We start from the raw sequence: 25,978 nt of genomic DNA, 5'->3' as shown, positions 1-25,978 counted from the left end.
TTATTCCTCTATAATGTTGAACTCTACTCTTCTATTTACTTTTGAGTAGCCATTTGGATTATTTTCTACAATAGGAATGTTTTCACCATATCCTCTTGCTTTTATTTTATTTTTATCAAAACCATAAGCAATCATTTGCTTTTTAACTGCAACTGCACGGCTTACAGAAACTCCAAGATTATACTTTTTAGAACCAGCAGCATCTGTATGTCCCGCAACTTCTATTTTTATATTTGGATAATTCTTTAAAATCTTTACTACTGTACTAATTGTATTTAAACTCTTTTTAGTAATTTGATTACTTGATGTTCTAAAAGTAATTGGATATTTTGTTACGTAATCTCTAATTCTAATTTGTAAAAGTTGAGTATTGATTGACATCTCTTGAATAGGCTTTTCATTGCCTGTTCTTTTATATTTTTTATCAGTAGTAATTAAAGGCTCATCTTCTGTTTTCTCTTCATTTTCTTCAACTACTTTTTCAGCAGTTTCTTCAGTTGTTGTTTTTAATTCATTTTTTATTTGATTTTCTGAACTCTCAGTTTTAGAGCTTGTATTTAACTCTTGATCTTTTTTTTCTGTAGTATCTACAGTTTCTATTTCTTTAGACTCTGTTTCTTTTATAGGTTCTAAAGTAGCTGTTTCTTCAATTTCTTCAACTTTTTTGGATTCTGTGTTTAAGTTTAGAGTTTTAGGTTCTTGTTGTGTTTCTATTCCTGCATTTTTAGCTAGTTTTTCAAGGTGTGTATTTACACATAAAACGATTAAAATAATTAATGCTAGACATAAAAAAAATATTTTTTTTGCTGGACTCATTCGCTATCTTTTATTTGATTTAATTTAAATTCTAATTATTTTATCTTATTTTTAATCAAAAGTTTTTGAAACATGCCTATTTTTTCAATATTTACCGATATTATTTAATTAAAAAATCTAAGGTTTGATTATAAATAAAAGCAATATACTTTATTAAAATGCAAAGGAATTGTTATGAAAGTTTTAATATTAATGGTTTTAATGATAAGTTCTTTGGTTGCCTTACCCGATGAGTTTGATAGAGAAACTTACAATAAAGGGGAAAAGGTCTTTGAAAATAAATGTAGTGAATGTCATGTGAAATCCATGGATATTCAACTACTTATGAAAAACTTTATAGAAGAGGATAATAAACTTCTAAACCTAAAAGCTCCCACTGGAAATGAGATCTCTTTTAGATTAAAAAGTCAGATTGGAAGTAGGGATGATATAGAGTTTCAGCTTTTAGAAGCAATGGATTTTGTAAAAGATTACTTATATAATCCAGATAGAACTAAAACAATCTGTTTAGAAGGTGTAATTAGACACTTTGAAACAATGCCTAGTATGAAAGGGAAAGTTTCAGAAGAAGAGATTGAGGATGTGACTTTCTTTTTATATTTTTTAGAAGGCTTTAATGGAGTTAATAAGTACTACCATAAAGAAGATGAGTTTTAAAACTTCTCTTCTTTTTTGTTTAATTTGAAAATAAAAGTACTTCCTTCATTTTCAGTGGATTTTACATCTACTTTTATATTATAAGCTTTACAGATTTGGTGAACAATATTTAGTCCAACTCCAAAGCCACCTTGTTCTTTAGTAGCTCTGTAGTATCTTTTGAAAATATCTTTTAGTCTATCTTTTTTTATACCTATTCCACTATCTTCTACTTTTAGAATGTTCTCTTTTAGTGTAATATTTATAGTTCCACCAATTTTGTTGTATTTAATAGCATTTGATACGATATTATTGAACATTCTTATGAAACTCTCTTTATCTATTTTATAAGTAGTCCTTTCTAAATCATGGGTTATTTTAAGACCTTTTTTACTTGCAAAGGCTTCAAAGTATTTCAATTGCTCAAGAATAGTGGTATCTAGTTGTAAAATTGTTGGCTCTATAACTCTTTTATTCTCTTGTAGAAATAGATAAACCAAGTCTTTATATATTTCTGAAATTCTTTTTGCACTTAGGTTGATTCTTTCCATATTTCTTTCTGTAAGTGCAGCATTTTTACCAGTAGACATCAAAATAGCTGTAATAGGAGTATTTAGCTCATGGGTTGTATCTTTAATAAAGGTATTTAGTTTTCTTCTTTCATTAATAATTGGGCTAATAAATAGATTTGCTAAGTAGTAACCAACAAGTGAAATAAGAGAAAAAATCACTACAAAATAAAAAACCATATCTTCAAGAAGTTCTGTTCTAATTTTTTTAAAACTATTTTCTTGAATAGCAATATGAAAAACTCCAAGGTGACCACGAGGAGTACTATCAACTAAAATATAATCACCTTTGATTTTTTGAATAGGAGCATTTATATCCACATCTATGTCAATATTTCCAGCTAATTTCTGGTGTTGTTTATCATATAAGGCATATTTATATTGAATTGTATCTGATATTTTAGATGTATCAATTGCAAGGTTTGACATGTCTGCATAGATTATATTTGCTGATATTTTTGAGGCTATATTTTGCATATTTGAAGATACTAAATCATAGTATAGTTTGTATTCTATTTTATAAAACTGCCAGAATATAATAGTTAGAAGAATAAAAGAAGAGCCTAGGTATAAACCTAGGAATCTAAAAAATGTAGTCTTCTCATTTCTTGTTAAATCTATAACCAACCCCTTTTATTGTCTCAATATACTCTTCTCCTACAATCTTTCTTATATTTTTTATATATGTTCTTATAGTTGAAGATGTAGGTGCAGACTCATATGACCAGATATTTGATGATAGTTCATCTTGAGAAACACATCTATTAGTGTTTTTTAACAGATATTTCAAAACTTGTGCTTCTTTTAGTGGTAACTTTGTTTTAATTCCATCATAATCAATATAGTTTAGTTTTGTATTAAAATTAATACCTTCTCCAATAACTAACTCATCTGAATCAAGATGAAGAAGTCTTTTTATATTGTTTATTCTAAGTTCAAGCTCTTTTAGTTCAAATGGCTTTTTTAAATAATCATCAGCTCCTACATTAAAGCCTTCTTCAATATCCTCAATAGAGTTTAAAGAGGTAATAAAAATAGCAGGAGTAGTAATAGACTCATCCCTTAAACTTTTTAGAAAGTCAAAGCCTGTAATACTTGGTACATTAACATCAAGTATTAATAAATCAAATTGTTCATCATACATAATCTCACTTGCTTTCATCCCATCATAGACGCAAGTAACGTCATATCCTAAATCTTGTAAGAACTCTTCGATTATTTCATTTAATATTAAATCATCTTCTAGTAGTAAAATTTTCATAAGCAAAGTATATCATACATTGAAAAAATAAATCTACACAGGTGCTACACAATAACTTAACAAAACTTTATTAAAATTTCAGAAGATATTCAAAAAGGAGACTAACATGAAGTCATTAACAAAAATCTTATTATCATCGGCACTTGCACTTTCTCTTGCAAATGCAACACCTCATACACTTGATAAGGTTCACTCTGATGTAGGTTTTTCAGTAAAACACTTAATGATTACAAACGTAAAAGGTAATTTTACTGATTATGATGGAAAGATTGATTTTGACCATGATACAAAAACTTTTAATGCTTTAGAAGCAAAAATTAAAGCAACATCAATTGATACTGGTATTGTAAAAAGAGATAATCACTTAAGAAGTGATGACTTTTTTGCAGCTGAAAAATATCCAGAGATTACATTTAAAATGAAGTCTTATAAAAAAGATGGAGATGAAGGTGTAATGGTTGGTGATCTTACAATGAGAGGGATTACAAAAGAAGTAGAACTTGATGTTGAAGATATTGCTACAGTAAAAGATTTTGATGGAAACAATAGAGTAGGGTTTACATTAGAGGGTAAAGTAAATAGAATGGACTTTGGACTAAAATGGAACAAAGCTTTAGAGTTTGGTGGGGTTGCAGTTAGTGAAACTGTAAAACTAATTGTTGAAGTTCAAGCTGTTGAGAAATAATTTTATACTTTTAAGTAATTTTAAAAATAAGTAAATATAATCATTATACTAAAAAAGGGGATAAAGATGAAAAATAAAGCAAAATTAAAATTAGCTGGTGTACTTTTAGGTGCAGCACTATCAAGTACAGGAGCATACGCAGGTAATGGTTCTTGTGGAGCTGGAAAATGTGGTGGTGAAGCTAAAAAAATGGAAAAAAAGGGTGCTTGCGGAGCTGGTAAATGCGGTTCAAATGATGAAATGTCAGGTAATGCAGGTAAAAAAGCTTCTGGAGCTTGTGGAGCTGGTAAATGTGGTGCAAACGACAAAGGCCAAGAAATGAAACAGCAAAACATGATGAAAAAAGAAGCTAAACAAAAAGTTAAAGGTTCTTGTGGCGCTGGTAAGTGCGGGTGAAATGGTGAAGACAAGTAGATGATAAACATTAAAGGGTGTGGCTTAGGCCTAAGAAGTGACTTTTTACTAGATGTTGAAAGTAGTGATTTCCAACCAGATTGGTGGGAAGTTACTCCTGAAAACTGGATGCATATGCCTAAGGTTTATGAAAAGGCTTTTGAAGAAGCTGTATTTTCGAGACCAACAGTCGCACACGGTTTATCTTTGTCTATTGGATCTGTTGATGGATTAAATAAAAAATTCATCAAACAGATGAAAACTTTTCTAGATAGATATGAAATAGAATATTATTCTGAACATCTTTCTTTCTCTTCTATGAATGGTAAGCAATCTTATGAATTATTACCTGTTCCAATGACTAAAAAAATGGTTCAAATCATTAGTGATAGAGTAAAAGAAGTTGAGGATATTATTCAAAGAAACTTGATTCTTGAAAATGCAACTTACTACTATGTTCCTTATGCAGAGATGCGAGAAGTTGATTTTATAAACGAGGTTTTAGAAAAGTCTGGTGCTAAAATGCTTCTTGATGTAAATAATGTATTTGTTAACTCTGTAAACCACTCTTTTAAAGCTAGAAAATTTATTGATGAAATTGACAAAAGTAAAATTGCATATATGCATATGGCAGGACATTATAATGATGAAGAACTGGGTTTAAAAATAGATTCTCATGGTATGCCTATTGCAAGTGGTGCATGGAAGCTTTTAGAATATACTTTAAAACAAGTCAGCGCTCCTGTTATGATAGAAAGAGATAATAATATTCCTCCATTAAGTGAGTTAGAAAAAGAGTATATTCAAATGAGTGATATAGTGAGAAAGACACAAAATGCCTAAGAAGATACTAGAAAAAGATATTCAAGAAAGGTTCTTAGATAACCTTTTAACACAAACTGATGAGGTAAAAAACTCTTCCGTAGCTGTTTATCAAAAGCTTGTTTATATGAGATACCATGAAGTTATAAAAAACTCTTTTCCTCTTTTTATTGATTTAGTAGATGAAGAAACTTTAGTGTCTTCAATAAAAGCTTTTATGAAAGATACTCCAGAGACTCCCTTTGTATGGCAAATGGCAAATGACTATAGAAACTTTGTAAAGAAAAACAAACTTTTTGATGATAAAAAATATATCTATGAACTTCTTTATTATGATTGGATAGAAATAGAACTTTATATGAAAGAGTATAAAGAGAAAAAAAAGAAGAAGTTTTCTTATAAAAATAGTTATAAATTAAGTAAAAGTGCTAGAATCAAAAGATTTAAATATGATTTGATAAATAAAGATTTCACTTCAAAAAGAGAAAACTTTTTAGTGATATACTATAATTTTGAGACAGATGATATAGTCTATAGAGAGATAAACCCAATTATTTACTACTTGTTAAAAAGCTTAAATAAAAAGCAGACTATAGGAAATACTTTAAAGAAACTATGCAAGGAAAATGATATAGACTTTAAAGAAGCAAAAGAGGCTTTAATAGAACCTCTTTCTGAGTTAAATAGTAACGGAGTTTTTTTCTTTAATCAATATAAGTAACATTTATAAAACTTTAATCCATAAGATAGTTATTATTACTTATGGAAAATGAACCTTTATACTTAAAAATACTAAATAATCTTCCTCAAACAATAGTATTGATTGTCCAAGATAATATGATAATAAACTCTTATGGTGAGCTCTCTCGTGAGATTAATAATACTAAATTAAGTAAACACTTTAGTAAAGTTACTTATAACAAGTTGATGTTATTAAAGTTAAAGAAAATTGATAGTTTAATTATTTGTTGGAATAAAAAAGATTATGAAGTTTCTTGCAATGATGAAATTTATTACTTCAAAGATGTTACTAAATATAGAAATATGCACTTACAGTTAAAGAAAAGTCTTAGGGACTTAAGGTCAAAAAAAGAAGAACTACGAGCTGTTTTTGATTTAGCAGGAAATGGAATATCAATTTTGAATAAAGAAGGTATGTTTCTTTATGCAAATAAGTTTTTTCAGACAATGATGGAGTATACAATGGAAGAGTTATATTCTGAGTCATGTATCTCTTTATCTTCTCCTGAATATTCAGAACCTAGTAAAACAGCAGTACAAAAAGCAATAGAAGAAGGTATCGTTGAAAGATTTAGAAAAATATGTGTAACTAAATCAGGAAAAGAAATTAATGCTAGTATGTCTTTAAGTTATATAAAAAGTACAAATGAAATAGTAATGATTACTTCAGATATAACAGAAGATATAAAATATCAAGATGATTTAAAAAGAAGAATAAATCAAGAAGTTAAAAAAAGAACGCAACAATATGAAATAATGTGTCATCAATCAAGATTAGCTTCTATGGGTGAAATGATTGAAGCAATTGCTCATCAGTGGAGACAACCTTTAAATAGTCTAGGAATTATAATTCAAGGACTAAGGCATTTATCAAATAGTGAAAGTTTTGACTTTGATTTATTAAATGAGATTGAAAATGAAATGATTGAAAAAATAAACTATATGTCTGAAACTATTGATGATTTTAGTAATTTCTTTAAAACCTCTAAAGAAAAAAAATATTTTAATATATTAAATAGTGTAAAAGATACTATTAAGTTAGTAGATATACAGTTAAAGAATGAAAATATTACTCTTAATATAAATATTGAAGATGGTGTTAATTTAGAGTTTTATGGTTTAGAAAATGAGTTTAGACAAGCTTTATTAAATATAATAGATAACTCTATTGGTGTGATTGTTTCTAAAAAACAACATAATGGTTTTGTTAATATAGACCTTATACAAAATGAAGAGTTTCTTGAACTTAGTATTTCAGATAATGCTGGTGGAATCTCTAAAAAAAACTTACAAGAAATATTCAAACCTTATTTTACTACAAAAAAAGATGGAAATGGCATAGGATTATATATGTCAAAAATGATTATTGAGAAAAATATGAAAGGAACTCTATCTGTTAGAAATAGTCAAAGTGGTGCAGTATTTACTATTTCTTTAAAATCAGAAGAGCACATAAATAATGGAAAAATTACATATTAAACTACAACCTTTAACTTTACTAATTGTGGAAGATGATGAAAGTACTTTAAAGTGGTTAGAAAGAATACTTCAAATCTATTTTAAAGATGTAAAAGTTGCAAATAATGCAATGGATGCCCTTGAGATATTTAATAAAGAGAAAATAGATGTTGTAATAGCAGATATTCAAATTCCAGAGGTTGATGGATTACATTTTTTACAAAAAATTGCTACTGTTAATCCACACTGTATTCGAATAGTTATGACGGCTTTTAATAATCAAATTTACTTAAATAGAGCAATTGATGCAGAAGTAAACTTCTATTTTAAAAAGCCAATTGACATAGATGAATTATTAGTTTCTATATCTTTAAGTGTAAAAGATAAACCTAAATTAGCTAATAGAATAAAACTAAAAAATGATTATATATATGACTTTGTGCAAAAAATTATAATTAATGAAAATTCGAAGACAAACTTAACAAAAAAAGAGTCATTATTATTTGAGTTTTTATATGAAAATAAGAATAGCATTGTAAGTTTAGAGCAAATTGAAAATGTAGTGTGGGAAGAACCGGCAACAAATGATGCTATTAGAATGGTAGTTTCAAGTCTAAGAAAAAAACTTTATAAAGATTCAATAGAAAACATTAAAGGCTTTGGGTACAAACTCTCTTTAGTATAAATCTTATATAAATCTTATACTTCTCTTATTCTTTTCTTCTCTTCTTTTGTTAGACTTTCCTATAAAAGGAGTTTCAATGAAGAAAAAAATTCTTATTGTTGGTGGTGGTACAGCTGGTACTATGACAGCAAATAATTTAGCAAAAAAATTGATGCATGAAATTGATAGAGATGAAATTGAAATAACAATGATTTCAAATTCTAAATATCACTATTATAGACCTGGTGCTATGTATGTGGCTTTTCATAAAGCTTCTGGGCAGGAGTTCATAAGAGAACAAAGAACTCTTTTGATGCCTGAAGTAAAGTTCTTGGTTGATGAAGCTGTAGAGATAAACACTAATGATGATTATGTAAAAGGTAAAAGTGGAACTGTATATAATTATGATTTTGTTATTCTTGCAACAGGTTGTGAAGTAGCAGTTGATAGAATCCCTGGGTTAAAAGAGGGAGGAGACTGGTTTTACTCTTATGATGGAGCAAAAAAGCTAGCTAAAAAGTTTGCAGCACTAAAAAAAGGAAGAGTTTTAGTAACAGTTAATTTCCCTAAAACACCTGATGTTCCTCACCAATGTGGTATTGCTCCTATTGAAACTACAATTATGTTACATGATCATTTAAAAGAGCAGGGATTAAGAGATGATATAGAAATTGTATATACTTATCCTAAAGTAGCTCAAGCAGTTACAGATGGTCTTTTCTTACAAGGGCCTACATCAAAAGTTTTACCTACAATCTTTGATGGTATAGGTGTAAAGTATAAAACTAGTTTTACACTAAATAAAGTTGACCCAGATAAAAAAATTGCATATTCTGAAGAGGGTGAAGAGATTGAGTTTGATATATTAATGTCAACTCCTCCTTTTATTGCAACTAAGTTTATTAGAGAATCAGGTTTATCTAAAGCAGTAGATGATGAGGGATGGTTACCAACTGATAAAAAGACTCTTAAAGTTAAAGGCTATGATAATATTTATACTTTAGGGGATACTGTTGATTTACCAGTTTCTAAAGCAGGTGGAACAATACATAATCAAACAGATGTAGTTGCAGATAATATTGCTTCTGAAATAAGATATGGATATCCAACTGAAAGTTATGATGGAAAAGTTATTGCAATTGCTCAAATGGGATTATCTTGTGGTATGCCTTTGTGGTATGACTATAAAGAGGATGTACAGCCTACACCTTGTAGTAAATTAGGTAGTTTTGTTAGAAAAGGTTTTAACATGGGTATTTATTGGGCAGCAGCTCGAGGAATGGTATAGGAGAAATTATGAGTGAAAAAGTAGAAGTTTTAAAAACGAAAGAAATGCAAGAGCTTGAAGAAAAGTTTGCAATGTTAGTTCAAACAGGAAGAATTGATAATATTATTGATTTATTAGCAGTTGTTTCAGATAATATTGAAATGACAACTGCTCCAATGGTTGATAAGATGGTAGGAACAATTGATAACTTGGCAACTGCAGGATTTGTTACAGAAAATGCTGTTAGATATGCAAATAGGGAAATGAAGAAAAATGAAGTACCGTCTTTATTTGGATTACTTAAGTTATTAAAAGATGAAGAGACAAGAAAAGGTTTAGCCTTTGTTCTTCATCTAACAAAAGGGATAGGAAAACAAGTTTAACTATTAATATAAACTTTCTATTTAATAGGAAGTTTATATTTTAATAATCTTTGCGTATAAATATATGCAAAGATTGCTGCAGAATAAATCATAACTAATACACCCATCCAAAGATAAATATACTCCAAGGCTAGCCAAATCACAAGAACATAAGCAATAGCATATTTAGCTATGATTTGTCGATATAAAGCTATGTATAAAATCATCTTAGGTTTTTTAATTCCCTGTAGAGTTGACACACAGATAAATAGAACTACATAAGCATAGAAAATTAGTACTTCAACTACTAGATAGTCATATCCAAAGCCAATTACAATTGGGTCAGAATCAAACTGTGAAACAATCATCTTTCCAAAGATATATAAAAAAACTATTCCAAAAGTAGCTATTATAAAACCATATTTTAAAGCTTTATTAACTGTTTCTTGAACCCTATCATATTTTCTTGCTCCATAATTATTTGATACTAATGATAATACAGCAGAACTAAGCCCAAGTGCTGGTAAAAGCATAATTTGTTCAACTCTAAAACCTATTCCATATCCTGCAACAGCTTTTACTCCATACAAAGATACAAAGTACATTAAAATAAGTGAACCTATAGACATAATAAGCATATTCATTGAAGAAGGAATACCTTGTGTTATCATCTCTTTATATACTTTTTTGTGGGGAAAAAAATAGTTTATTTTTTCAAAGTGCACAAGTTTAGTATCCATAACTTTTTTAAGAAGATAAAGAGCATTTATTAGTTGTATTAAAACTGTGGAAAGAGCTATTCCTTTTATTCCCATAGCTGGAATAAACAAAAATCCATATATAAATAAAGGGTTTAAAACTAAGTTTGCAAAGAATCCAAAGATTAAAGTATTTCTATATGATTTTGTATCTCCCCTTGAAACAAGTATTGCATTTAATGCAAAGTTTGTCATAAAGAAGATTGTTCCAGCTAGGATTATATTTATATAGTCTAAAGCCATATCCATATAAGCTCCACTAGCTCCTAAGAGTGTGAATAGATATGGAGACATTAAAAAGCCAACAAGAGTTAAAACAAGAGCTACAAGCTGCATAAAGAAGATTCCCTTATGAGCATATAGTGAAGCCAAAAACCTTTTTGATCTTCCACTTGCATTTCCTATTAAAGCTGTAATTGCTGATGAAAAACCGTAACCAAGCCCAATTATTGTAAAAAATATCATAAACGAAAGTGAAAGTGCGGAGATAGCTTGGGTTGAAATTAATCCAGCATAAAAAGTATCTACAACATTGTACATAGTATTAAAAAACATACCTGTACTTGCTGGAATAGTAATTTGTTTTAAAAGAGTTGAAATATCATCATTAATTAAGTGTGAGTTTTGTTTCAAGTTTTAGCCTAATATATAATTTTAAGCCATATTATCGAAGATAAGTTTTAAAGAGGTTAGAATTGAGGATTAATCCTCAATTCTAATCATAGCAGGTTTTTCTGCTACTACACTTGCATCTTCAAGTGCTTTAAGTGCTTCATTTATATCTTTTTCTACACAAGTATGAGTAGAAAGAAGTAGGTGAGCACAAGAGTTATCAAGTGGCTTTTGAATCATTTTTTCTACAGAAATATTTTTATCTGCAAAGATATTAGAAACTTTAGCTAAAACACCTGTTTTATCTTCAATTTTAAGTCTTAGATAGTATTTTGTTTGAATCTCATCTTTTGGCATTAATGTTAAGTTTTCTCCATGAGAAGACTCAAATCCTAGCATTGGAGAACCTTTTCCACGTCTTGCAATATCAACAATATTTGCAATTACAGCTGAAGCAGTTGCATCTCCACCTGCTCCTGGTCCATAATACATAGTTTCACCAACTTTATCACCAATCACAGAAACACCGTTCATTACACCATCAACTTTTGCAATCATTTCATTGTTTGGAATAAGTACAGGATGAACTCTCAGTTCAATTTTTGTTCCAACTTTTTTAGCGATTGTTAAAAGTTTGATTGAGTAGTTAAACTCATTTGCAAATTCAATATCTGCTGGTGCAATATTTTGAATACCTTCAATTAAAATATCTTCTGGTTTTGCATCAATTCCATATGCAATTGAACCTAAGATAAGAAGTTTATGAGCAGCATCAAAACCACCAACATCAAATGTTGGGTCAGCTTCTGCATATCCTAACTCTTGCGATTCAGCAAGAATAGTATCGTAATCAACACCTTCACCAATCATTTTTGTTAGCATATAGTTACAAGTACCATTCATGATACCTCTAATGGATTCAATATGGTTTGCAGTTAATCCATCTCTTAGTGCATTAATAATTGGAATACCACCAGCTACAGCAGCTTCATATTCAAATGGAGTATCACCTGCTAAGTCTTGTAGTTCATATCTGTGATAAGCAAGTAATGCTTTATTTGCAGTAACCACTGCTTTACCTTTTGCTAAAGCTTTTTTGATTACTTCATAAGGCTTTTCAACTCCACCCATAAGCTCAACAATAATATCAATTGAATCATCATTTAAGATTTCATCAACATTATCTGTTAGTTTAATTGATACATCTCTATCTTTATTTAGATTGTTTACTAAACCAACTACTGGTTCTAGTTCAACACCTGCACGTGCAGTTATGATATCTTTATTGTCTTTTAGTATATTTGCAACACTTGCACCAACTGTTCCAACACCTAATATACCTATTTTCATTCTTCTTCCTATAACGTATTTAAATATTTCTTTATATTTTTTGCAGCTTGTCTAATTCTTTTTTCATTTTCAATTAAAGCTATTCTAACATATCCATCACCATAGTGACCAAATCCAATACCTGGACTTACTGCTACTTTTGCTTCAGTTAAAAGTTGTTTAGAGAACTCCATACTTCCAAGATGTTGTGCTTTTTCTGGGATTTTTGCCCAGATAAACATTGATGCATTAGGAACATCCATATCCCAACCTGCATCTTTAAATGCCTCAACCATAACATCTCTTCTTTTTCTATATTTTTCAATATGTTCAGCTACACACTCTTGTGGACCATCAAGTGCAACAGTAGCTGCAACTTGAATAGGAGTAAACATTCCATAGTCAAGCCAAGATTTGATTCTTTTAAGAGCTCCAATTAATTTTTCATTTCCAACCATGAAACCAACTCTCCATCCTGCCATATTGTACGACTTAGAAAGAGTAAATGACTCAACAGCAACGTCAAGTGCACCTTCAGCTTGGAAAATAGATGGAGTTTTATATCCATCAAATGTGATATCTGCATAAGCAATATCAGAGATGATATAAAATCTCTCCTTCTTAGCTAAATCAACTAATCTTTGGTAAAACTCTGGTCTAACTGTTGCACAAGTTGGGTTATGTGGAAAGTTAACTAATACATATTTTACTTTTGGAATTGATTCATTTAATGTCTTTTGTAATCTTTCAAAGAATAGTTCTTCATCAACTCTAAAGTCTCTTCCAAATGGTAACTCAAAATTGTGGATACCAGCACCTGCTAACATAAATGCATAAGAGTGAATTGGATATGTTGGATCTGGAACAACTGCAACATCACCAACATTTACAATTGCTTGAACTAGGTGAACATAACCTTCTTTACTTCCCATTGTTGCACAAGCATGTTTATTTGGGTCTAAATAATCAACCCCATATTTTCTTTTATACCAGTTACAAATAGCTAGTCTTAATTTATAAATACCAGCACTTGCAGAGTAACCATGATTTTTTGGTTTATCTGCTGTTTCTTTTAACTTATCTGTTATATGCTGAGGAGCTGGGCCATCTGGATTACCCATTGAAAAATCTATAATATCTTCACCAGCTCTTCTTGCTTCCATTTTAATATTGTTAACCTCTGCAAACACGTAGTTTGGAAGTCTTCTCATTCTTTCAAATTCTATCTCTGGAAACATTTTTTATTTCTCCTTAATTGTTACACTTAATCCTCGCTTGATATTAGCAAGGGTAAAAAGATCATCTATTTTCATATATCTTGTATATTGTGGTACTTCCACTTCTAAATTTTGATGTCTTTGTTCTTTTTTTATAACTTCTACAATTGTTAAATGTCTGTCATAAAAAACAATGTGCGGAAACCATCTATTACCAAACTTTGATTTTATTAATATTTTATTTGCACTAGAAACTTTTAAAAAGTATGGTCTAAGTGGCTTTTTCAAATCAATCTGTTCACCTGATACTAAATCTTTTGCATCATTGAACGTTGACAGGGATGTATCTACATCATATATCCAAGTTAGTTGTCCCTCTTTTATGATATCAGTTGGTTTTGAATTGTGCTTTCCAAACTCTTTTGATAACATAAGAGGGTCAATGGCGGCTTCCGTTTTTAGGTTTATTGTCCACTCTAGTGTACCTTCTTGTGTATATAGAAGTTTTTTTGTGAAGTAGTGATAATATCCTAAAGATTTTAGTGAATCAGAAACTATTTTAAGTGACTTAATTGGGTCATGGTTTATATTAAAAGTGATTGTTAAGTTTTCAGGTTTTGCAAAACCTAGGTGAAGTAAACCATTTTCTTGAAGTTTATTTAATAAATCAACATACTTTATATTTCCATTTACATCATAAAAATCATTTTGTTTTGAAAAAAGGTAGTTAATTAAACCCTTATTTTCAATATATTTTTGATTTCCAATTAGATGAATAATCTTTTCATCAAGATTATTTGCATTTAAAACAATAGCACATGTAAAAATTAGTAATAGTTTCTTTATCATCACTTTTCTCTTATTTCATTAAGTTATAAATTAATATTCCACCTGCAACAGAAACATTTAGGGAGTCAAAACTATTTGACATTTCAATAGAAACTTTATTGTCAAGTTTTTTAACAACTTTATTTGAAAGTCCAAAACCTTCACTTCCTAAAAATAGGGCAGTTTTTTCATTTTCATTTTTAAACTCTTTTAGGTTTTCTCCATCCATAGATGCACCCATTAGAGTAAAATTGTTTTGTTTTAGTTCATTTACTACATCTAAAACATTTTGTGTTTGGCAAAATGGCATGTCAAATAAAGCACCGCTACTAGTTCGTGCAATACCTTCATAGTTTAGTTGTTTTACATTTGAAGCAATAATTGCATCAACACCAAGTGAATAAGCTGTTCTACAAATAGCTCCGATATTTCCTACATCTGTTAATCCATCAAGAACTACAATAAACTTAGAGTTTTTAATCTCTTTTAATCCAGTTGTTTGGAAATCTTTAAGTCTTAAGAAGAAACCTTGATGATTTCCTCCACGTGCCATACTTTGTGCTTTTTTATTATCAAGCTTGATAATTTGTTTATCAAGTTTTGCAAATCTTTTAAAAAGTTTTGGTTCTAGTTCTTTTGAGAACATTACCTCTTCAATAAGGTCGGGGTGTTTATCTAGTACGTAAAGTACTACTTGTTTGCCATATATAATCATGGCTAGATTTTATCTAAAAGTTGTTGATAAATCTCTTTTACAGTTTTTCCTGTCATTTTTGCAAGAAGTTTGGCTTTTACTTTAGGTGCAATATCAAGATTTTCAATATCTTTTACATCAAGACTTGCTCCCACAGTTTCAGTAGGTTCAATAACAATTACCCATTCACCTCTAATATTCTCTTTAGTAAATTTTTCATAAATATTTAGTGCAGAGTCTTTGTAAGTTTTTTGATGAAGTTTTGTTATCTCTTTTGCTAAAAAGACAGTTCTATTTTCATCTATATTTTTTATCTCTTCTAAAGTCTTTAAAAGTCTATGGGGTGACTCATAAAGAATTGATAAAATAGGGCTTTGCATTACCTTTGTTAGTTTTTCACTTCGCTCTTTTCCTTTGTGCGCTAAAAAACCAAAAAAAGTAAATTCGGTATTTAAAAAACCACTCATCGCAAAAGCTGTTAAAACTGCATTTGCTCCTGGAAGTACGTCATATTCTAAATTATTGTTAATACAGTATTGAACTAGTGTAGCTCCTGGGTCTGAAACACAAGGCATACCAGCATCACTAACATAAACAATATTTTTATTGAAATCTTCAGGTGTTAAGGTTTTTAAAACTTGATTTTCATTGTGTGAATGGAAAGATTTTAAATCTTTGTAGTTAAACTCTAAGTTTTCTCTTTCACTTAGAAGTTGAAGAAGTTTTTTTGTGACTCTTGTATCTTCACAAAAAATTAATTCCGCCTCCGAAAGAGCTGTTAAAGCTCTTTTAGAGATATCATCAAGATTTCCTATTGGAGTCGGAACTAAAGTAAGCAATTTATAGCAACAATTATTTTTGTGCGTATTTAGCTTTGAATTTCTCTACTCTACCAGCAGCATCAACAATTTTTTGCTCACCAGTGAAGAATGGGTGACAAGCAGAACAAATGTCAATTCTCATTGACTCAACGTTTGACTTAGTTTCAAATGTGTTTCCACAAGCACAACTTACTGTACAATCTTTGTAATCTGGGTGAATTTCTTTTTTCACTTCAAATTTCCTTATTTTGATAAATGTTCAATAAAAGGTCGAGTCTTTGTCGCCCTTTATCAAACTCTGAATTTGAGATTGGATTATAGCGAAAAATACTTAATGATATCTGAATTTAAGTTTTCTATAATATTTGAAGTTTTATTTTTAAACTGTCCCTTATTGAAGGTGTTTTGACGCTTTGCAAGTTTTGCTGTGTTTAAAGAAATTTTCTCTTCAAGCTCTTTTTTTGTAAGTTTTCCATCTAAAAAATCTAAGGTTTCTACTATTCCAATTGAAGCCATACAGTTTGGAGCTCTTCTATAATTTTTTTCTAAATATATTACTTCGTCAATAATTCCTTCTTTCATCATCAAAGAAGTTCGCAGGTTTATTCTTTTTTTTAAATCTTCTCTTTCCCAAACAATTTCAAAAATCTCTAAATCTTTTGCAAGGGGAACTTTAGGGTTCTTTTCAAAATATTCACTTGGAGACATATTTGATTGTTTATAAATAGAGTAAGCTTTTTCTATTCTATACTTATCGTTTTGTGCAATTTTTTCCATATAAGCTTTATCTAATGAGTATAAAAGTTCATAGGCTTCATCTAGTGGAATATCAAGTTTAATATCTTGCTCAATACCAGTTGAAAGTCCTTCAACTAGAGCTTTTAAATAAAAACCAGTACCTCCGACGATAATAAGGTTTTTGTCGTTTTCTTTTGCAAAATCTTTGGCTTTTTTGTAGCAGTCAAAAAACTGTGTTACATCAAAGTTTTCATTTGGATAAACTTCATCAATTCCAAAATGAATAATATCACCTCTCTCTTCTTTTGTTGGTTTAGCTGATGCGATATCAATCTCTTTGTAAACAGATAAAGAATCAAGGGATAAAATTATTGAGTTTGTTTGTTGTGCTATTTCTAAAGATAGTCCAGTTTTTCCTGAGGCAGTTGAGCCAATAATTGCAATTTCTTTCATAAAAAGATTTTATCAAAAGAAGACTAAATTATATTTTGATATAATCCCAAAATGAATAAAATAAAGAAACTTTTAAATGACTTTAATGAACTAGTAATGTTCAAACACTCAATTTTCTCATTGCCATTTATTTTTATAGCAATGATTGTTGCATCAGTTCAAACAAATGGCTCTGCTTGGTTTGGTTTTAAACTCCTAATTTTAGGTGTCTTAGCAGCAGTTACAGCTAGAAACTTTGCAATGGGCTTTAATAGATATATGGATAGAGATATAGATGCTTTAAATCCAAGAACTGAAAATAGACCAAATGTTGATGGAAGAGTAAGTCCAACAGCAATGCTTATTTTTAATATTGCAAATGCTTTAGGATTTATAGCCGTTGCATATTTTGTAAATGATTTAGCCTTTTATTTAGCAGTTCCAATTTTAGCAATCATTGGTTCATACTCTTACTTTAAAAGATTTTCATATTTAGCCCATGTGATTTTAGGAATCTCACTTGCTCTTGCTCCAATTGCTGGGGTTGTAGCAGTTAGTGAAACTATTACTTTATGGTCAGTTTTATTAAGTATTGGGGTTATGTTTTGGGTTGCTGGATTTGATCTTTTATACTCATTACAAGATATGGAAGTAGATAAAAAACTAGGGCTTCATTCTATTCCAAGTAAGTTTGGTGCAAAAAACACTATGCTTATTTCAAGAGTATTTCACTTACTTACAGTAGTATTTTGGCTTCTATTTGCAATTAGTTCTGATAGTGGATTATTTACTTATCTTGCAGTATTAGCAGGGGCAATTATGCTTTCGTATGAACACTATTTAGTAAATAAAGACTTTACAAAAATTGATAAAGCTTTTTTCACTGTAAATGGTTACCTTGGAATTGTATTTTTCTTCTTAGTTTTAATAGATGCAATAATATAATTGTGTTACATTTAAGATATACTTAAAAATGATATAACTCATAATGTACTATAATTAGGGAATTAAATAAATTAGGGAAATAATATGGAAAATAAACTAAAAGAGATTACATATCTAACTTTAAAACAGTTAAAAAAAGAGAATATTATTCTTCCCTCAAAGTATTCAAAACTCTTTGAAGAAAATGCCAAAAATCTAGATTTTGATTTAGATGATGAATTATTAGTCTTCAAAGATTTAAAACAAGATTGTGATGCAGTTGATAAAGTAGTACAAAAGACTAGTGAAAATTTAACTTCATTACATGACTCTACAAAAAAAGCAAAAGAAGCTATTGTAAGTAATGATATTAATACTCTTCAAACAATCAATGAAGAGCTTGAAAGAATGCAAAAGCAAATTGACTTTTTACAAAAAGAGTTGTTTTCTGATGTTTTAACAGATTCATACAATAGAAAATGGTTTATGGATAACTACCTGAAAGATGATAGTTTCCTTCATGATGGCTTTATGGCATTTTTAGATTTAAATAACTTTAAAATCATAAATGATACATATGGTCATATAATAGGTGATCAAGTATTAAAATACTTAGTAAACTTCTTAAAAGCAGAATTAAATTTACCAGGAGTAGATATTGTAAGGTATGCTGGAGATGAGTTTATTGTACTATTTAATAAAGATAACTCAACAGTTTTAAACCCTGATAAAAAGATGGCTAAAGCCCAAGAAAAACTAGCTGAACAAAGACTAAAATCTTCTAAAATCAAATCTCTTAGATTTTCATTCTCATATGGATTAGTTCCATTTAAAAAGGGTGATGAGTTTGAAACTTTACTTGATAAAGTAGATGAATTGATGTATATAAATAAAAGAGAGATGAAAAAGAAGCACTAGAAATTTCTAGTGCCTAAGTTTTATTTTTTTACAAAAAGTGTTTGAGTAGGGTAAGCAAACTCACAATTGTTTTTATCAACTAGTTCACTAATCTTCATAATTACATCCTCTTTTACTCTTAACCACTCTTCCCAATCTGGACTTCTAGTAAAGCAGTAAACTAAGATATTAACCGAGCTATTATCAAACTCATCAATATAAACTAAAAGTGTTCTTTTTACACCTTGAAGGTCTTCTCTTTTAGCAGATTCAAATCTTCTTGTTCTTCCTACTATTGAGTTGTTTATTGTTGCAATATCAGGATGATTTATAAGCATTTCTCTAATATCTTCTTTTAGGTTTTTCACATCACTCATCGAACTTTCATAAGTTACTCCAATAGACATTTTGATTCTTCTACCAATCTTTCTTTTTGAGTAGTTCTTAATATGAGTTGTTGCTAATTCAGAATTTGGAATAGTAATCATTGCATTATCAAAAGTTCTAACTCTTGTAGTTCTCATTCTAATATCAACTACTGTTCCTTCAACATCATTTGCAATAATCCAATCTCCTTGTGAAAAAGAGTTATCAGTCATAATATTTAATGAACCAAAAAAGTTAGCTAAAGTATCTTTAGATGCTAAAGCAATTGCGATACCACCTACACCAAGAGAGGCTGCTATAGCTTTTATATCAATACCAAGTTGTGTGAAAAGAAATAAAATTACAAGTAAGATTAAAACCACTTTTGTGATTCTTAAAATAAATGCAATCATCTCTCTTCTTACATTTGGATACTTTTCAACAAGATTTTCTGCATAGTTAGAAATCCAGTTATCAAGTAAAGCGTAAACGGCCCAAGTTAAGATACCAATATAAATTGTATTTATCCATGGAACTATAGTATTTATAGCTTCAGTATCTTTTATTAAAGCATATAAAGAGATATGAATAGATAGTGTGTAAAGTGCAAAGATAAGTGGTTTTTCAATAGAGTCTTTGATGAAAAGTTCCATTTCATCTTCTTCTTTATCACTTCTTTTCATAAATATTTTATTTATAAATGTTGTAAATAAAAATATTAGTTTTGTATTGATTATTCTAAAGAATCCCATTACAAAGATTACAAATAAAACTTCTCCAATTGAGAATTTAAAATAATAAGATGTAAATTGAGAAATATTTGAAATCATAGGCTGAGAATCAATTTTTGAGATTACATAGTCAATATTAAAGTTATCAATAAAAAAGTAGCTTTCTCTGTATTCATCCATATTTCCTAGAAGATATTTTAGAACAAAGTGTTGTTTATTTTTTTGTTTCTTTAAAGTAGTGTAACTATCAATAAGCTCTAATGATACTTGGTTGCCTTTATCTTTTTTAGCTTTTTCATAAATCTCTTTATATTTTATAATTGAGTTTGTCTCCAATAAAGAGATATTCTCTTTTAGAATTCTTTTAAAATAGTCTTTATCTTTATATGAGTTTTTTGCTTGGATTATCTCTTTTAGAGTTTTTTCATACTCCCTTTTTTCTTGTAGAATTTGAAGGTTTATTTCATCTCTTTTAACAGCTACAAAGTTTCCTTCTCTTTGATTTATAGCAATTTTATTTAGCAGATAGTTTATTTGTTTATCGTATTCTCTTTCATTGATAGGAAGACTTAGATATTTCTCTTTTTTTATATTTGCAACTACTTTTAGTGCTACAAGCATTTGTTCATCTAAGTGTTCATCTACACTCTTTTTTATGTCATTGTCCTGTGCAAAAACTAAAAATGGTAAAAATAGTAAAATAAAAAGTTTAAAAACTGTAATTTTATAATTCATAAATGCCCTTTCTAAAGCTAATTATAGGGATTATAGTAAAAATAAACTTACCTTTGATATAAGATAAGATAGTCTTAATGACAAAATTTGTAAAATACGTTTCTCAAAACTAACGCGTCTGTGGCTCAACTGGATAGAGCTCCCGGTTTCGGCCCGGGTGGTTGTGGGTTCGAATCCTACCAGGCGTGCCATTTTGATAAAATTTTCAAAAAAAATCACTTCCTTATTTTAATGAAATCTCAAAAAAATAATTATTTAAAATAGCTTTCTTCCAATGCTTTTAAAATTAGTAACATAGTAACAATAAATAAACTAGTTTTTAAACTTAATTTTAAATTTATAAGTGTCTCACAAATGTCTCAAAAGTAATCAAAATATGATATAATAATGCCTATAAAATATTATGGGGATTATAATGTATAAGAATCTTTCTTCAAAAGCAAAACTTTTAATTAATATGCTTTTAGCACAAATAGGGTTTGCTGTTATTACTACAACAGCAATTATTACGTCAAATGACTTAGTAGCAATCTTAATTGTTAACTTGTTTTTTGCAATTATTGTTGGATATTTAAACTTTGCTGCAATGAAAAGAATCACAGGTGGAATTGAAAGATTCAAAAGATATATGGATGATATCATGGATTTTGTTTTTATGAGAACAAATAGAATCCAAAAAGCACAATATATGAAAAACGATGAGATAGGTCTTATTCTTACAGAGATGAATTCATATGTTGACAAAATTGATGTTATTAGAAAAGAGGACATGAAGGTTCTTGGTGAAGTTGTTTTAACAATGGACAAGGTTTCAAGAGGTACTTATAAATGTAGAATTCATAGTGAATCAAAAAACTTTATGATTAAAGCCCTAAGAGATACTATCAATACAATGCTTGATACAACTGAAGGAAATATGAATCAATTAAAAAGCTCTTTAGAAAAGTATGCAAATGATGATTATAGAGAAAAAATAGATATATCTCCTAAACTAAGTGAAGACATGCTAAAGGTTATGGAGTCAATTAATATTCTAGGTGAAAACTTATCAAGAAATGCAAAGAAAAACCTTGAAAATGGACAAAAGTTAGAAGAGAATTCTATTAGTATGAATAACTCAGTAAAAAATGTTGCCCATAAAGCAAATGAACAAGCAGCTTCTTTAGAAGAAACAGCTGCAGCATTAGAAGAGATTACATCTATTACAAGAGGTAATGCGAACAATGCAGTACAAATGGCAAATCTAGGTGGTACAGTTCAAAAGTCTGTTGAAAACGGACAAACACTTGCCTCAAAAACTGCAAAATCAATGGATGAGATTAATGAAGAGGTTGCTTCTATTAATGAAGCAATTACTGTAATTGACCAAATTGCTTTCCAAACAAATATTCTTTCACTAAACGCAGCAGTAGAAGCAGCAACAGCAGGTGAAGCAGGTAAAGGTTTCGCAGTAGTTGCACAAGAAGTAAGAAACCTTGCATCAAGGTCAGCAGAAGCAGCAAAAGAGATTAAGACTATTGTAGAAAATGCAAGAAACAAAACTGTTGAAGGTAAAGAGATATCAGATAGTATGATAAAAGGCTATGAAGAGTTAAATACTCATATTTCTGAAACTTTAGAAATCATCTCAGATGTTTCAAGTGCTTCAAAAGAGCAGATGACTGGAATAGAACAAATCAACGATACTGTTTCAATGTTAGATAGAGTAACTCAAGAAAATGCAAGTGAAGCAAACAATGTCGCACAAGTAGCAAACAATACTTTATCTATGGCAAATGATTTAGTTGACGAAGCAAAACAGAAGCAGTTTAACTAAAGGCTAAATATGTCTCAAGAGAAGATTTTAAATGAATATACTTTTTTAGTTAGTGAGACTGATGAAAAAGGAATAATCAGATTTGCAAATGATGCATTTTGTGAAATGGCTGAGTATAGTTTTGAAGAACTAATAGGACAGCCTCACAATATAGTAAGGCATAAAGATATGCCAAAAATTGCATTTAAATCTCTTTGGGACACAGTTCAAAAAGGTAAGACTTGGACTGGATATGTGAAAAATGCCACAAAAAGTGGAGGGTATTATTGGGTTTTTGCAACAGTATATCCTTTTGAGAGTTGTGATGGTACAAAGGGTTATATGTCGTGTAGAAGAAAAGCTTCAAAAGAAGAGATTGATGAGCATGAAGCTTTATACAAAAAGTGGTTAGAAGAAGAAAGATAATAAAGTGATATCATGATTGATAAAAATGAAAATAGAATTTTAAATATAATAAAATATTCACCTATTATTTTTATTTTTTTAATTGCCATTTTTATTGGATATTTTATAAAAGTAGAACATGACCAAAATATAAAATCAGAAAAAGAGCAGATACAAAAAGACTTCGTAGAACAAGAGAGAGAAAGAGTAGAGTTTATTACAAACAAAGCTTATGACTTCATAAAGAAAAAAGATAAATCAAAAACAAAAATTTTAAAACAAACACTTAAAAGTCATGTAACAAATGCACATAGTATTGCTATGTCTATATATGAAAATAATAAAGCAACAAAATCAAAAGAAGAGATTACTAAACTGATAAAAGAAGCACTTCGAGAGATACGTTTTTTAAATGGAAGAGGTTACTTTTTTATTTATAAAATGAATGGTGTAAATATTTTAAACTCTGCTTTTCCTAAATTAGAAGGCAAAGACTTATGGCACTATGTTGATGCAAAAGGAACTTTTCTTCTTCAAGAGATGAATAAACGTCTAAAAGAAAAAAAAGAGGTTTTTTATGAATGGTATTGGAATAAACCAAATGAAGGGGAAAAAGACTTCTTAAAAGTAGGGTTCTTTAAAAAGTTTGGACCTTATGATTGGTTTATTGGTACTGGTGAGTATATGAATGACTTTACAAAAGAGGTAAAAAAAGAAGCATTAGAAATAGTTCAAAATCTAAAGTATAAAAATGATGGATATATTTTTGCCATTGATAATAGTGGAAAGATTATTAGTACAGCTCACAAAAAGATGATAGGTGTGAATATCCATGATAGTTATATAAATAGAGAGTTATCTAAAAAGTTTAAACTTTTTGTAGATTCAAATAGAAATGGAGATTTTTTTAACTATAAGATATATAAAACAATTGATGATATGCATCCTAAAAATAAAACTGCATATATGAAGAAGTTTGATAATTGGGATTGGGTTATTGGTTCTGGTTTTAATATGGAAGATGCAGACTCAATTATTGAAAGAAGACAAAAGATTTTAGAAAATAAATATGACAAGTATTTAAAAAACCTCGTGATATTAAGTACGGCATTTTTAGTTGTAGTACTTATTTTGTCTTATTTTATGTCTAAATATTTAGAAAGAAGATTTTTATCTTATAAAACTGCATTAAAAAATAAAAACAAAAATTTAATAAGAGCTCAAAAAGTTGCAAAATTAGGTGACTGGAAACTTGACCTTGATACAAAAGAAATCTATTGGTCAGATGAGGTTTACAGAATATTTGGAGTTGACAAAGATAAAAAAGTAGATTTAGATTTTATGAAAACTCTTATGGACAAAGAGTGCACAGACTATTTTGTAAAATCAATTAATAGTTCAATCTCAAAAAATAAAAAACATAGTTGTATTTATAAAATTAGAAAAAATGATAATGGTAAATCTGTATGGATTGATTGCAAAGGTGAAATAGATAAGCACAATAATATTCTTATAGGAACAATTCAAGATATTACTATTAGAAAGAAACTTGAGTTAGAAAAAGAACAACATGAAAAGATTCTTTATCAACAGTCAAAAATGGCTGCTATGGGTGAGATGTTAAATAATATTGCTCACCAATGGAGACAACCTTTATCTACTATTTCAACAGCAGCAACAGGAATAAAACTACAAAAAGATATGGATATTTTAAAAGATGAAGATTTAACCCATGCAATGGATAATATTAATAAATCTGCACAATATTTATCTCAAACGATTGAAGATTTTAGAAACTTTTTTAATCCTAAAAATAGCAGTTTTAAAGAGATAAGTTTAGAAGAGTCTATTGAAAAATCTTTAGCTTTACTTGAAGCTCAATTTAAAGCTAAAAGTATAACTATCGTAAAAAATATTGAAGAGATTAGACTATATACATTGGAAAATGAGTTTATTCAAGTATTAATAAATATTTTAAACAACTCAAGGGATGCCTTACTTGAAAATACTATTGATAATAAACTAATAATTATAAATTCAAAAGTTGATAACGAAAGAGTTACTATAGAGATTCTTGATAGTGCAAATGGAATTGATGAAAAAATTATTACAAGAGTTTTTGAACCATATTTCACTACAAAATATAAAGGTCAAGGAACAGGAATCGGTCTTTATATGTCTCAAGAAATAGTTACAAAACTATTAAAAGGAAACATAGTAGTTTCAAATAAGAAGTTTAAATATGAAAATAAATATTACAAAGGAGCTAGTTTCAAAATAGAGTTAAGTATAAATTCTAAAAAGTAAAGTTTTTTTAACCAAAGTTTATAAAACTATTAATTAGAATTGATATCAAATAACAAAAATAATATACCAATAGTCCTTCTCTTTTAGTATTATTGGAAAAAATAAAAAAGGATAGAGATGTTCGGTGCTATTTCAAATAAAGATTTAGAAAACATAGATAAATATTTTATGCAATTTATTGATTTTATTTCTTACAACAAAAGTGAATTTGATTATATTGAGTCAACAGGAAATAAAAAAGTTGATGAAATGCTTAAAAGATGGAATGAAAAGATAAAAGAGGTTGATAAAAGAACAAAAGAAGATATGAGAGTTATTGGAGAGATAGTTCTTACTACAGATAAAGTTGAGCAAGGTAAGTTCAAATGTAGAATTAATTCTGAAAGTTCTAATCCAACAATCGTGACATTAAAAAATACTCTTAATAAAATGCTTGATAGTTTAGATGATGCTACTACAAGAATCTTAAGAGTGATGTCAAGTTATACAAATGATGACTATAGTGATAGTGTAAAAGTGTATGAGCAGTATACTGATGAGATGAGAGAATTGATGCTTAGTATCAACAAACTAGGAGAGGCATTAGGTAATAACGCAAAAGCGAACCTAAATAATGGACAAACACTAGAACATAACTCAGCAACAATGACAGCATCAATGAATAACCTAGCAGCAAAAGCAAATGAACAAGCAGCTTCATTAGAAGAAACAGCAG

26 protein-coding genes, 1 tRNA gene and 1 pseudogene are annotated in these 25,978 nt (G+C 29.0%); 16 read left to right on the top strand and 12 right to left on the bottom strand.

Translation table 11 applies throughout. The annotated features are described in order from the left end of the window. The gene (locus CRV03_RS04690; RefSeq protein ID WP_129083993.1) at positions 1-816 is read right to left on the bottom strand and encodes an OmpA family protein; all 816 of its coding nucleotides are present in this window, start codon (positions 814-816) and stop codon (positions 1-3) included. Between the two features lie 174 nt (positions 817-990). Here CRV03_RS04690 and CRV03_RS04685 point away from each other — a divergent pair, with 174 nt between their 5' ends. Further along, the gene (locus CRV03_RS04685) at positions 991-1,473 is read left to right on the top strand and encodes a hypothetical protein (RefSeq protein WP_129083992.1); all 483 of its coding nucleotides are present in this window, start codon (positions 991-993) and stop codon (positions 1,471-1,473) included. On the opposite strand, the gene CRV03_RS04680 is transcribed toward CRV03_RS04685, so the two are convergent. Together CRV03_RS04680 and CRV03_RS04675 are read right to left on the bottom strand one after the other, a co-directional pair. Continuing rightward, the gene (locus CRV03_RS04680; protein ID WP_129083991.1) at positions 1,470-2,648 is read right to left on the bottom strand and encodes a cell wall metabolism sensor histidine kinase WalK; all 1,179 of its coding nucleotides are present in this window, start codon (positions 2,646-2,648) and stop codon (positions 1,470-1,472) included. The two genes, CRV03_RS04685 and CRV03_RS04680, sit on opposite strands and share 4 nt — an antisense overlap. Beyond that, entirely contained in the window at positions 2,623-3,282 is a 660-nt protein-coding gene (locus tag CRV03_RS04675; protein WP_129083990.1) for a response regulator transcription factor, read from the bottom strand. The genes CRV03_RS04680 and CRV03_RS04675 overlap by 26 nt, the downstream gene beginning before the upstream one ends. Positions 3,283-3,388: 106 nt before the next feature. Between CRV03_RS04675 and CRV03_RS04670 the strand changes: the two genes are divergently transcribed. The 8 genes from CRV03_RS04670 (at position 3,389) to CRV03_RS04635 (ending at position 9,695) form a co-directional block, all read left to right on the top strand. Continuing rightward, positions 3,389-3,967, top strand: a complete 579-nt coding sequence (locus tag CRV03_RS04670; protein ID WP_129083989.1) for a YceI family protein — start codon at positions 3,389-3,391, stop codon at positions 3,965-3,967. Positions 3,968-4,033: 66 nt separating this feature from the next. Further along, positions 4,034-4,363: a hypothetical protein gene (locus CRV03_RS04665; RefSeq protein ID WP_129083988.1), complete on the top strand. Its 330-nt coding sequence runs from the start codon at positions 4,034-4,036 to the stop codon at positions 4,361-4,363. Between the two features lie 18 nt (positions 4,364-4,381). Beyond that, positions 4,382-5,203, top strand: coding sequence for a DUF692 domain-containing protein (locus CRV03_RS04660; protein ID WP_129083987.1), 822 nt, complete (start codon positions 4,382-4,384; stop codon positions 5,201-5,203). Further along, positions 5,196-5,903: a putative DNA-binding domain-containing protein gene (locus CRV03_RS04655; RefSeq protein ID WP_129083986.1), complete on the top strand. Its 708-nt coding sequence runs from the start codon at positions 5,196-5,198 to the stop codon at positions 5,901-5,903. The genes CRV03_RS04660 and CRV03_RS04655 overlap by 8 nt, the downstream gene beginning before the upstream one ends. Before the next feature lie 41 nt (positions 5,904-5,944). Then, on the top strand, positions 5,945-7,402 hold the full coding sequence (locus tag CRV03_RS04650) for a PAS domain-containing sensor histidine kinase (RefSeq protein WP_258239005.1): 1,458 nt from the start codon (positions 5,945-5,947) through the stop codon (positions 7,400-7,402). Next, on the top strand, positions 7,383-8,066 hold the full coding sequence (locus CRV03_RS04645) for a response regulator transcription factor (protein WP_129083985.1): 684 nt from the start codon (positions 7,383-7,385) through the stop codon (positions 8,064-8,066). Before CRV03_RS04650 ends, CRV03_RS04645 begins: the two co-directional genes overlap by 20 nt. A gap of 76 nt (positions 8,067-8,142) precedes the next feature. Beyond that, positions 8,143-9,333 carry an NAD(P)/FAD-dependent oxidoreductase gene (locus CRV03_RS04640; RefSeq protein ID WP_129083984.1) on the top strand — a complete coding sequence of 397 codons (1,191 nt, stop codon included), beginning with the start codon at positions 8,143-8,145 and terminating at the stop codon, positions 9,331-9,333. An 8-nt stretch (positions 9,334-9,341) separates the two neighbouring features. After that, on the top strand, positions 9,342-9,695 hold the full coding sequence (locus tag CRV03_RS04635; RefSeq protein WP_129083983.1) for a DUF1641 domain-containing protein: 354 nt from the start codon (positions 9,342-9,344) through the stop codon (positions 9,693-9,695). A gap of 17 nt (positions 9,696-9,712) precedes the next feature. Here the strand turns inward: CRV03_RS04635 and CRV03_RS04630 are convergent, their stop codons facing one another. From CRV03_RS04630 to miaA, 8 genes are all read right to left on the bottom strand, one after another. Then, a complete protein-coding gene (locus CRV03_RS04630) occupies positions 9,713-11,065 on the bottom strand; it encodes an MATE family efflux transporter (RefSeq protein ID WP_129083982.1) in 1,353 nt (450 codons plus the stop codon). Between the two features lie 69 nt (positions 11,066-11,134). After that, the gene (locus CRV03_RS04625) at positions 11,135-12,394 is read right to left on the bottom strand and encodes a homoserine dehydrogenase (RefSeq protein ID WP_129083981.1); all 1,260 of its coding nucleotides are present in this window, start codon (positions 12,392-12,394) and stop codon (positions 11,135-11,137) included. Between the two features lie 8 nt (positions 12,395-12,402). Further along, on the bottom strand, positions 12,403-13,611 hold the full coding sequence (locus tag CRV03_RS04620) for an LL-diaminopimelate aminotransferase (protein ID WP_129083980.1): 1,209 nt from the start codon (positions 13,609-13,611) through the stop codon (positions 12,403-12,405). 3 nt (positions 13,612-13,614) lie between these two features. Further along, a complete protein-coding gene (locus CRV03_RS04615) occupies positions 13,615-14,439 on the bottom strand; it encodes a hypothetical protein (protein WP_129083979.1) in 825 nt (274 codons plus the stop codon). Between the two features lie 10 nt (positions 14,440-14,449). Next, positions 14,450-15,133, bottom strand: a complete 684-nt coding sequence (gene rlmB / locus CRV03_RS04610; protein WP_129083978.1) for a 23S rRNA (guanosine(2251)-2'-O)-methyltransferase RlmB — start codon at positions 15,131-15,133, stop codon at positions 14,450-14,452. Positions 15,134-15,135: 2 nt separating this feature from the next. Beyond that, positions 15,136-15,951, bottom strand: coding sequence for a 16S rRNA (cytidine(1402)-2'-O)-methyltransferase (gene rsmI, locus CRV03_RS04605; RefSeq protein WP_129083977.1), 816 nt, complete (start codon positions 15,949-15,951; stop codon positions 15,136-15,138). Positions 15,952-15,964: 13 nt separating this feature from the next. Further along, a complete protein-coding gene (gene rpmE / locus CRV03_RS04600) occupies positions 15,965-16,165 on the bottom strand; it encodes a 50S ribosomal protein L31 (RefSeq protein WP_114838050.1) in 201 nt (66 codons plus the stop codon). A gap of 83 nt (positions 16,166-16,248) precedes the next feature. Further along, positions 16,249-17,124, bottom strand: a complete 876-nt coding sequence (gene miaA, locus CRV03_RS04595) for a tRNA (adenosine(37)-N6)-dimethylallyltransferase MiaA (protein ID WP_129083976.1) — start codon at positions 17,122-17,124, stop codon at positions 16,249-16,251. Positions 17,125-17,175: 51 nt separating this feature from the next. On the opposite strand from miaA, the gene mqnP reads away from it, so the two are divergent. Beyond that, complete coding sequence (gene mqnP, locus CRV03_RS04590) at positions 17,176-18,048, top strand: menaquinone biosynthesis prenyltransferase MqnP (protein ID WP_129083975.1); 873 nt, start codon at positions 17,176-17,178, stop codon at positions 18,046-18,048. Between the two features lie 84 nt (positions 18,049-18,132). Further along, complete coding sequence (locus CRV03_RS04585) at positions 18,133-18,945, top strand: GGDEF domain-containing protein (RefSeq protein ID WP_129083974.1); 813 nt, start codon at positions 18,133-18,135, stop codon at positions 18,943-18,945. Between the two features lie 20 nt (positions 18,946-18,965). Here CRV03_RS04585 and CRV03_RS04580 read toward each other — a convergent pair whose 3' ends face one another. Continuing rightward, complete coding sequence (locus CRV03_RS04580) at positions 18,966-20,756, bottom strand: mechanosensitive ion channel family protein (RefSeq protein ID WP_129083973.1); 1,791 nt, start codon at positions 20,754-20,756, stop codon at positions 18,966-18,968. Positions 20,757-20,870: 114 nt separating this feature from the next. Between CRV03_RS04580 and CRV03_RS04575 the strand changes: the two genes are divergently transcribed. The 5 genes and pseudogenes from CRV03_RS04575 to CRV03_RS04555 all read left to right on the top strand — a co-directional run. Further along, a tRNA-Arg gene (locus CRV03_RS04575) sits at positions 20,871-20,947 on the top strand. A 224-nt stretch (positions 20,948-21,171) separates the two neighbouring features. Then, positions 21,172-22,572 carry a methyl-accepting chemotaxis protein gene (locus tag CRV03_RS04570; RefSeq protein WP_129083972.1) on the top strand — a complete coding sequence of 467 codons (1,401 nt, stop codon included), beginning with the start codon at positions 21,172-21,174 and terminating at the stop codon, positions 22,570-22,572. A 9-nt stretch (positions 22,573-22,581) separates the two neighbouring features. Continuing rightward, complete coding sequence (locus tag CRV03_RS04565) at positions 22,582-22,977, top strand: PAS domain-containing protein (RefSeq protein WP_129083971.1); 396 nt, start codon at positions 22,582-22,584, stop codon at positions 22,975-22,977. A 12-nt stretch (positions 22,978-22,989) separates the two neighbouring features. Then, positions 22,990-25,263 (top strand): cache domain-containing protein, encoded by a 2,274-nt coding sequence (locus CRV03_RS04560; RefSeq protein ID WP_129083970.1) that lies wholly within the window; start codon positions 22,990-22,992, stop codon positions 25,261-25,263. Positions 25,264-25,380: 117 nt separating this feature from the next. Continuing rightward, positions 25,381-25,978, top strand: a pseudogene (locus tag CRV03_RS04555) (methyl-accepting chemotaxis protein); the annotation flags it as partial.

The sequence above is a fragment of the Arcobacter sp. F155 genome (genome assembly GCF_004116455.1).
Taxonomy (GTDB): Bacteria; Campylobacterota; Campylobacteria; order Campylobacterales; family Arcobacteraceae; genus Halarcobacter.
The sequence above is the reverse complement of the archived record's forward strand: the minus strand, read 5'-3'. Positions and strand labels throughout refer to the sequence as shown.

Excerpts from the sequence above, each read along its gene's own strand:
- CRV03_RS04690 (WP_129083993.1), bottom strand. The coding sequence starts at position 816 with ATGAGTCCAGCAAAAAAAATATTTTTTTTATGTCTAGCATTAATTATT.
- CRV03_RS04685 (WP_129083992.1), top strand. The coding sequence starts at position 991 with ATGAAAGTTTTAATATTAATGGTTTTAATGATAAGTTCTTTGGTTGCC.
- CRV03_RS04675 (WP_129083990.1), bottom strand. The coding sequence starts at position 3,282 with ATGAAAATTTTACTACTAGAAGATGATTTAATATTAAATGAAATAATC.
- CRV03_RS04670 (WP_129083989.1), top strand. The coding sequence starts at position 3,389 with ATGAAGTCATTAACAAAAATCTTATTATCATCGGCACTTGCACTTTCT.
- CRV03_RS04665 (WP_129083988.1), top strand. The coding sequence starts at position 4,034 with ATGAAAAATAAAGCAAAATTAAAATTAGCTGGTGTACTTTTAGGTGCA.
- CRV03_RS04660 (WP_129083987.1), top strand. The coding sequence starts at position 4,382 with ATGATAAACATTAAAGGGTGTGGCTTAGGCCTAAGAAGTGACTTTTTA.
- CRV03_RS04655 (WP_129083986.1), top strand. The coding sequence starts at position 5,196 with ATGCCTAAGAAGATACTAGAAAAAGATATTCAAGAAAGGTTCTTAGAT.
- CRV03_RS04650 (WP_258239005.1), top strand. The coding sequence starts at position 5,945 with ATGGAAAATGAACCTTTATACTTAAAAATACTAAATAATCTTCCTCAA.
- CRV03_RS04645 (WP_129083985.1), top strand. The coding sequence starts at position 7,383 with ATGGAAAAATTACATATTAAACTACAACCTTTAACTTTACTAATTGTG.
- CRV03_RS04640 (WP_129083984.1), top strand. The coding sequence starts at position 8,143 with ATGAAGAAAAAAATTCTTATTGTTGGTGGTGGTACAGCTGGTACTATG.
- CRV03_RS04635 (WP_129083983.1), top strand. The coding sequence starts at position 9,342 with ATGAGTGAAAAAGTAGAAGTTTTAAAAACGAAAGAAATGCAAGAGCTT.
- CRV03_RS04625 (WP_129083981.1), bottom strand. The coding sequence starts at position 12,394 with ATGAAAATAGGTATATTAGGTGTTGGAACAGTTGGTGCAAGTGTTGCA.
- CRV03_RS04620 (WP_129083980.1), bottom strand. The coding sequence starts at position 13,611 with ATGTTTCCAGAGATAGAATTTGAAAGAATGAGAAGACTTCCAAACTAC.
- CRV03_RS04615 (WP_129083979.1), bottom strand. The coding sequence starts at position 14,439 with ATGATAAAGAAACTATTACTAATTTTTACATGTGCTATTGTTTTAAAT.
- rlmB (WP_129083978.1), bottom strand. The coding sequence starts at position 15,133 with ATGATTATATATGGCAAACAAGTAGTACTTTACGTACTAGATAAACAC.
- miaA (WP_129083976.1), bottom strand. The coding sequence starts at position 17,124 with ATGAAAGAAATTGCAATTATTGGCTCAACTGCCTCAGGAAAAACTGGA.
- mqnP (WP_129083975.1), top strand. The coding sequence starts at position 17,176 with ATGAATAAAATAAAGAAACTTTTAAATGACTTTAATGAACTAGTAATG.
- CRV03_RS04585 (WP_129083974.1), top strand. The coding sequence starts at position 18,133 with ATGGAAAATAAACTAAAAGAGATTACATATCTAACTTTAAAACAGTTA.
- CRV03_RS04580 (WP_129083973.1), bottom strand. The coding sequence starts at position 20,756 with ATGAATTATAAAATTACAGTTTTTAAACTTTTTATTTTACTATTTTTA.
- CRV03_RS04570 (WP_129083972.1), top strand. The coding sequence starts at position 21,172 with ATGTATAAGAATCTTTCTTCAAAAGCAAAACTTTTAATTAATATGCTT.
- CRV03_RS04565 (WP_129083971.1), top strand. The coding sequence starts at position 22,582 with ATGTCTCAAGAGAAGATTTTAAATGAATATACTTTTTTAGTTAGTGAG.
- CRV03_RS04560 (WP_129083970.1), top strand. The coding sequence starts at position 22,990 with ATGATTGATAAAAATGAAAATAGAATTTTAAATATAATAAAATATTCA.